Source organism: Thermodesulfobacteriota bacterium, from assembly GCA_036482575.1.
Taxonomy (GTDB): Bacteria; Desulfobacterota; GWC2-55-46; order GWC2-55-46; family JAUVFY01; genus JAZGJJ01.
Genome location: JAZGJJ010000071.1, coordinates 1 through 4,837, shown reverse-complemented (window position 1 = coordinate 4,837; position 4,837 = coordinate 1). Strand labels below are relative to the sequence as shown.

Here is a 4,837-nt window from a genome sequence, read left to right as displayed (position 1 = left end):
CCTCGGGCCCCAGCTGCCGGCGCCGTAGGGGAATGGCACGAGCCCGCCGCCCTTTTCGGCATGCTCGATCGCCGGGGTCAGGAAGCTCCAGCTGAGGTCCACGTCGTCGTTCCTCACGAACAGCATCTTATCGCCGAGAACGGCGTCCAGGAGGACCCTCTCGTAGGCCGACAGCGTATGGCCCGTGTAGCCCTCTGTGTAGCGGAAGTCCATGGTGACGTTCCGGAGGCACATCTTCGAGCCGGGGCTCTTCGTGTGGAAGGTGAGCATCACCTTCTCCTCGGGCTGTATCCTCAGGACGAGCACGTTCGGCCCTATGCCCGATGGCAATATCCTATCGAACATCATGTGCGGCACCTCTTTGAACTGTATGAGGACCTCGGTCACCTGGCTGGCGAGCCTCTTGCCGGAGCGGAGATAGAACGGCACTCCGTTCCACCGCCAGTTGTCCACGTAGAGCTTCATAGCCGCGAAGGTCGGTGTGTTGGAGTCCGGGGCCACGCCGGGCTCCTCTGTGTAGCCCGCCACCTCGCCGCCCTCTATCTCCCCGGCCTCGTAGCGTCCCAGCACGAACCGGTCCGGGGTGGGCTCCAGCGGCCGGAGCGACCTGAGGAGCTTGACCCGCTCGTCCCTGACGCGCTCCGAGGCGAAAAGAGAAGGCGGCTCCATGGCCACGAGCGCCATCACCTGCAACATGTGGTTCTGGAACATGTCCCTCAGAATACCCGCCTCCTCGTAGTAGCCGGCCCGCTTCTCCACCCCGAGCGTCTCGGCCGCGGTAATCTGGACGTGGTCGATATACCGGCGGTTCCAGAGCGGCTCGAATATCGCGTTGGCGAACCGGAGCATCACTATGTTCTGGACGGTCTCCTTGCCGAGGTAATGGTCGATCCTGAACACCTGGTCTTCGGTGAAGTACTTGTGGACGAGGGCCAATAACTCCCTCGCGCTCGCCAAATCCCTTCCGAAGGGCTTTTCTATCACGACCTTTACTCCCGGATCGGCCGACATGCCCGAGGAGCCGAGGCAGGCAACGATCCACGCGTAGAGGGTGGGCGGGGTGGCGAGGTAGAAGAGCCTGTTGCCGCCCGTGCCGTACTCCTCCTCCCTTTCGCGCACGAACGAGGCGAGCGAGGCGTAAGCCTCGCTGTCGCCGTAGTCCATGGACCTGTAGTAAAGCCTCCCTGCGAACTCGGCCCAGCTCTTCCCGTCGAGGTCGCCGTACTTCTTTACGGCCTCCTCCATCGCGTGCCTGAAGGCCGCGTCGTCCATGGCGGTCCTTGCCGCCCCCACTACAAAGAACTTCTCCGAGAGGAAGCCGTCCTTGAAAAGCCGGTAGAGCGCGGGTATGAGCTTTCTCTTCGTCAGGTCGCCCGAGGCGCCGAAGATGACAAGACCCGCGGGGCCCGGCATCGGCTCATCACAAAACGTCTCGCCCATATCGACATGCTCGAACGCCGTCGTACCGGCTATATCTTCGTTATCTGCCATAACTATTTGTTTTCCTTTTTACTTTTTACTCCCCCCTCCCGGCCTCTTTACCGCGTGCCCGCCGAACTCCTTCCTGAGCGCGGCCAGCACCCTTTCGGCGAAAGGGTCTTCCTGGCGGGAACGGAAGCGGCGAAAGAGAGAGTGGGATATCCCCTGCAAGGGCACCCCCCTCCTTACCGCCTCCTCCACGGTCCAGCGGCCCTCGCCGGAGTCGTCCACGTATCCGCTGAGCTCGTCGAGCCCTCCGTCCTTTTCGAAGGCCGCCTCAAGAAGTTCGAGGAGCCACGATCTCACGACACTGCCCCTGTTCCAGAGGTGCGCCACCTTATCGAATTCTATCCCGTCACCGTAGGGGGAAAACTTCAGGAGCTCAAAACCCTCGGCGTACGCCTCCATCATGGCGTACTCTATGCCGTTATGCACCATCTTTATATAATGCCCCGCGCCCGTCGGGCCGCACCAGAGCAACCCCTCCGGAGGGGCGAGGGTCTTTAAGATAGGCTCGATGTGGTCGTAAACCTCCCTGTCCCCCCCGACCATGAGGCAGTAGCCCTCCTTAAGCCCCCATATCCCGCCGCTCACCCCGGCGTCGATGTAGTTTATGCCGTCCTTTCCGAGGCTCTCCGCGCGGCGGAGGTCGTCTTCGTAAAAGCTGTTGCCGCCGTCGATTACTATGTCCCCCTCGGAGAGCTCCCCCCTTATCTCCTCTATCGACCCGTCCACCGGCCCACCGGCCGGGACCATGAGCCAGACGACTCGGGGCGCGGGAAGCAAGGAGGCCAGCTCCTTGAGCGAACCGGCGCCGCGGGCGCCCTCCTCTTCGGCCTTCTTTACCTTGTCCGCGCTCCTGTTATAGACCGTCACCTCGTGTCCGCCGCCTATGAGCCTCCTTGTCATGTTCATGCCCATGCGGCCGAGCCCTACCATGCCTATATGCATAAAGTACCTCCTCTTAAAAAAGGTGTCATAAGCGCACCCATATTATAAGGCCAGGCCGTCCAGGACGGAGCCGACCTCTTCAAGCGCCTCCGGGGATACGGACTTGAGGTTAACGAGCGCCACGCTCCTACCCTTCGCCTCGAGTGCCTCGAGGTCGCCGAGGGCCTGAGAGAGCTCAAGGCCGGAGAACGTGTAGGGCCTGCCCGGTATGTCGAGGTCCTCGGCGGCGACGTGGGTAAAGATCAGGAAGACCCCGTTATTCCTGCCGCCCTTGTGGAGCTGGCCCGTGGAGTGCAGGTAGCGCGGACCGTAGCCGAACTGGGTGGCGGCCCCGGTCTTCCGGCCGAGCGCCCTTCGTATAGCGGAGAAAGCCCCGTCAAGCTCCACGTTATCCGGGTCCGCGTACGCGAGCATACACAGGTAGTTCCCGCCGGAGGCAAGCCCGAGGAAGCTCTTTAGCAACTCCAGCGGGTCATCCCTTTTTATCCCATCCATGGCGGAGAGCCTCTCGCGGGTCTTCTCTCCGAACGATAGCTCGAAGCTCTCCCCCTCCATAACCACATGCGGGACGGAAAGGGTTTTTCCGCCGGAGATGACCTCGAGGAGCCCCTTTGTCCTCTTCTTCGCCTCTTCCACGTCCGGCTGGTCAAAGGGGTTTATCCCGAGTATGCATCCCGCCGTGGCGGCGGCTATCTCCCACCTCAAGAACTCCCCGCCGAGGTCGTGGGGAGTTTCTATCGGCAGCGTTATAACCGGGTGGCCGGCGTCCTTCAGGCCGCCTGCGAGGGTTTTGAACTCGGAGACGTCCCCTACGACGACAAAGACCCTGTCGCTGCCGTACTTTCCGGGCTCCACCTCCGGCTCTCCGGCTATGGGCACCAGTCCCCTGCCCTGTTTGCCGGTGCTCTCGGCAAGGAGCTGCTCTATCCAGAGAGCGAAGGAGGAGAATTTTTTCGATATAAGGAAGGTGACCTTATCCCGGCCCACCATGGCGAAGGCACCCAGCGCCGCGCCGAGCCTGACGCCGGGGTTTTCGCCCGGAGAGACGGCGGGACCGCACTCCTCCCCCATCCAGGCCGCCGAGGCAAGAAGTTTTTTGATGTCGATACCGGCAAGGACCGCGGGCACGAGCCCGAAGTAGGAGAGCGCGGAGTAGCGCCCGCCTATGTCCGGGGGGTTCAGGAAGACCCGGCGGAACTTAAGCTCCTTCGAGAGCCCTTCGAGGTGGCTGCCGGGGTCGGTTATGGCGATAAAGTTCTTGCCGGGCTCCTTTTTTTTGACCGCCTTTACCTTTTCATAAAAGTATTCGAAAAAACTCAGGGGCTCGACCGTGGTGCCGGACTTGCTCGATACTATAAAGAGGGTCCTGGCCGGGTCCACCGAAGACTCTATCCCCCTCAAGGCCGCCGGGTCGGTCGAGTCGAGGACCCTGAGCTCGGGCCAGCCCCTCTTACGTCCGAAGACGGCGGCCAGGACCAGCGGGGCGAGGCTGGAGCCCCCCATGCCCAGAACCACTACGTGCCTGAAACCGGCTTTTTTTACGCTCGAGGCAAAGGCCTTGAGTTCCTTAACCTCCCGACCCATCCTCTCGGCCACGGTAAGCCAGCCGAGAGAGTTCTCTATTATCTCCCGGTCGTCCGGGATGTTCTTCCACAGCCCCGGGTCCCGTGCCCACAGCCTCCGGGTAAAACCCTTTATCTTGAGCACCTCTATGGCCAGGAAGAACTGAGAGGAAAGCTCGCCGAACGATAGTGCCTCGTTTTTTTTTACCACGCCGCTTTCCCCCTCTCCCCCCCCCCTTCCCCTCTTGCCGCCCGCGCCGGCCACGCCGGCCACGCCGGGATGGTCGTTAATACGATTTTTCGAACTGAACGGAAATCACCGTCGGGCCGGGGTCAGGTAGCCTCCCCCTGCCTCTTAAGGAGCGCCATGCCCTTTGAAACGATCTTATCTACCGTAAAGCCGAACTTCTCGAAGAGGAGCCCGGCCGGGGCCGAGGCCCCGAAACTCTCCATACTCAGGGTCCCGCCCTCTCCTCCAACGTAACGGTGCCAACCCTGGGCCGAGCCTGCCTCGACCGACACCCTCGCCTTTATCCCGGGCGGCAGGATCTCGGAGCGGTAGCTCTCGTCCTGGGCCTCGAAAAGTTCCCAACTCGGCATGCTGACGACCCTCGTCTTGATGCCCCTGTCCGTAAGCTCGCGGTGCGCCTCGGTAGCAAGGTGGACCTCCGAGCCCGTGGCGATTATTATAAGATCGGGCTCCCCTTCGGCGGGGTCCGCGACGACGTAGGCGCCGCGGGAGAGGCCGCCCGTGGAAGTGGAAAAAAACTCACCTCTATCCAGCGCGGGCAGCTTCTGCCTCGTAAGAGCGAGCGCCACGGGGCCCTCGGAACGGCCAAGCGCCG

4 protein-coding genes are annotated in these 4,837 nt (G+C 62.2%); all 4 read right to left on the bottom strand.

Annotated elements, in window-relative coordinates; translation table 11 throughout:
* Positions 1-1,491: glucose-6-phosphate dehydrogenase (gene zwf / locus V3W31_03085; protein MEE9613923.1), on the bottom strand; the 1,491-nt coding region annotated here is incomplete at its 3' end.
* 18 nt (positions 1,492-1,509) lie between these two features.
* Positions 1,510-2,430, bottom strand: coding sequence for a decarboxylating 6-phosphogluconate dehydrogenase (gene gnd / locus V3W31_03080; GenBank protein ID MEE9613922.1), 921 nt, complete (start codon positions 2,428-2,430; stop codon positions 1,510-1,512).
* Between the two features lie 42 nt (positions 2,431-2,472).
* Positions 2,473-4,266, bottom strand: a complete 1,794-nt coding sequence (locus tag V3W31_03075; GenBank protein ID MEE9613921.1) for a glucose-6-phosphate isomerase — start codon at positions 4,264-4,266, stop codon at positions 2,473-2,475.
* A 59-nt stretch (positions 4,267-4,325) separates the two neighbouring features.
* Positions 4,326-4,837 (bottom strand): transketolase C-terminal domain-containing protein (locus tag V3W31_03070; protein ID MEE9613920.1); only part of this gene is annotated, 512 nt, incomplete at its 5' end.

What these genes read in the sequence shown, in the direction of transcription:
- gnd (MEE9613922.1), bottom strand. Translation starts at nt 2,430, where the DNA reads ATGCATATAGGCATGGTAGGGCTCGGCCGCATGGGCATGAACATGACA.